This is a genomic window from Pseudoalteromonas sp. Isolate6, assembly GCF_022398435.1.
Lineage (GTDB): Bacteria > Pseudomonadota > Gammaproteobacteria > Enterobacterales > Alteromonadaceae > Pseudoalteromonas > Pseudoalteromonas galatheae.
The window spans coordinates 1-1601 of sequence record NZ_JAKEVK010000371.1; the positions used below are offsets into that span (position 1 = coordinate 1).

The following is a 1601-nucleotide window of genomic DNA, read 5'->3' on the forward strand; positions in this document are numbered from 1 at the left end:
TTTATTAACTCATTGATTTATATAGACACTATTTATGGTATAACTATTGCTGAATGACAACATTATGTCATCATCACTACGGAAAATAACAAAAATGAAAAAGCTTTTCACCAGTTTAGCCGCCCTTAGCCTTTTATCTGGCTGTGTCGTACATATCTCTCCAAGCGCAGCGGCAACCAAAACACTCCATAAATCTCTACAGCTCAGCGCTGCAGAGATAAGCAAACTTGATGCAAATACCACCTCGGGTAATATCCAAATCATTGGATACGACAACCAACAAGAGATCCAAGTGGAAGCTTCAGTGTTAACCACAGAAACGGAGAACTATCGACTTACCCTTGAAAAGTCAGGTGATACCGCCATATTGGTAGCCGATTCTGATACAAGTTCTGGTGTACAATGGTATCGTAATAACAGCCCTAGAATTGACCTAATCATCACCATGCCAAGTCAGCTCGCACTAACACTTGATGACAGTTCGGGTGATATAACCATCAAAAATATCAAAGGTTTTATCAAGCTAGATGATGGCTCTGGCAATATCACATTAGAAGATATTCAAGGTGCTGAAATTGATGACGGCAGTGGCAATATCCATGTCACTAACGTCCAGCAACTCGTTATCGACGATGGTTCTGGCGACATAACCATAAAGGGGTTGATCGATACACTGGGGTTGGAGGATGGCTCGGGTAATATTAATGTGGCTGGCGGCACGGATATCAAAATAGAAGATGAGTCTGGCGATCTAACCCTTCGCGGTTTTAGCGGCAACGCTGATATCACCGATGGCTCTGGCTCACTAGTTGTTGAAGGCGGACATAATATTAAAATCGATGATGAATCCGGTAACATTCGTGTGCGTCACGCCCAAGGCGATGTCACTATCGTTGATGGTTCGGGCAATACGGATATCGAAGCAGTGAAGGGCCATGTTCAAATAGAAGACGGTGCTGGAAATATCCGTGTGGTAGATGCAGGTTCTCTGACCATTACCGAGTCAGGCTCAGGCTCGGTGAAAATAGACAGGATAGCGGGAGCCGTAAAGCTAGATGACTAGGGTCTGTTGACCTTTGCTGAAAGATGAACAGATCCTGGCTGAATGACTTGGCTTTGGAGCAATATACGATTGCTCCACAGTCAGTAAAGTTCAACATTAACTCGAGACTATGTGTAAAGTCAGATCGTCTTTCTGACCGATTTCGACGCCCATCCATGGGCTTCTTTGATGCCTAAAGAAAAGACCGCCTCCCACAAAACTATTTACACTGTGAGGCTGGAGCCACAATTTTTTGAGCTTGTAAACTACTCTATCGCTAATAAGAAAGTGGAAATTCCACAGGCGACTTCCCCCTCCATCACACCCGAGAGGCATAGGCCGATATGCAATGTGCCGACAGGATGTCGGCCAAGTCTTGTCTGGCACAGGGACGTGCCTTACAAGACGGTTGCGATACCAATTGTATTAGGTAAATGAGCAATTTGAAGCGGAGAAATAGCTTTAGTAGCTAGGCAAAAATTTTGCTATTTAGTTGTTCTAAATGAGAAATTTTTAACGACGCTAATATGGTATTTCACCCTTCAAATTGATTGGAGAC

At 43.7% G+C, this 1601-nt stretch carries 1 protein-coding gene; it reads left to right on the plus strand.

Annotated features, from left to right (window positions below; all coding sequences use genetic code 11):
* Positions 1-94: 94 nt before the first annotated feature.
* Positions 95-1063 carry a hypothetical protein gene (locus tag L1D50_RS22960; RefSeq protein WP_128726152.1) on the plus strand — a complete coding sequence of 323 codons (969 nt, stop codon included), beginning with the start codon at positions 95-97 and terminating at the stop codon, positions 1061-1063.
* Positions 1064-1601: the final 538 nt, after the last annotated feature.

What these genes read in the sequence shown, in the direction of transcription:
- L1D50_RS22960 (WP_128726152.1), top strand. Translation starts at nt 95, where the DNA reads ATGAAAAAGCTTTTCACCAGTTTAGCCGCCCTTAGCCTTTTATCTGGC.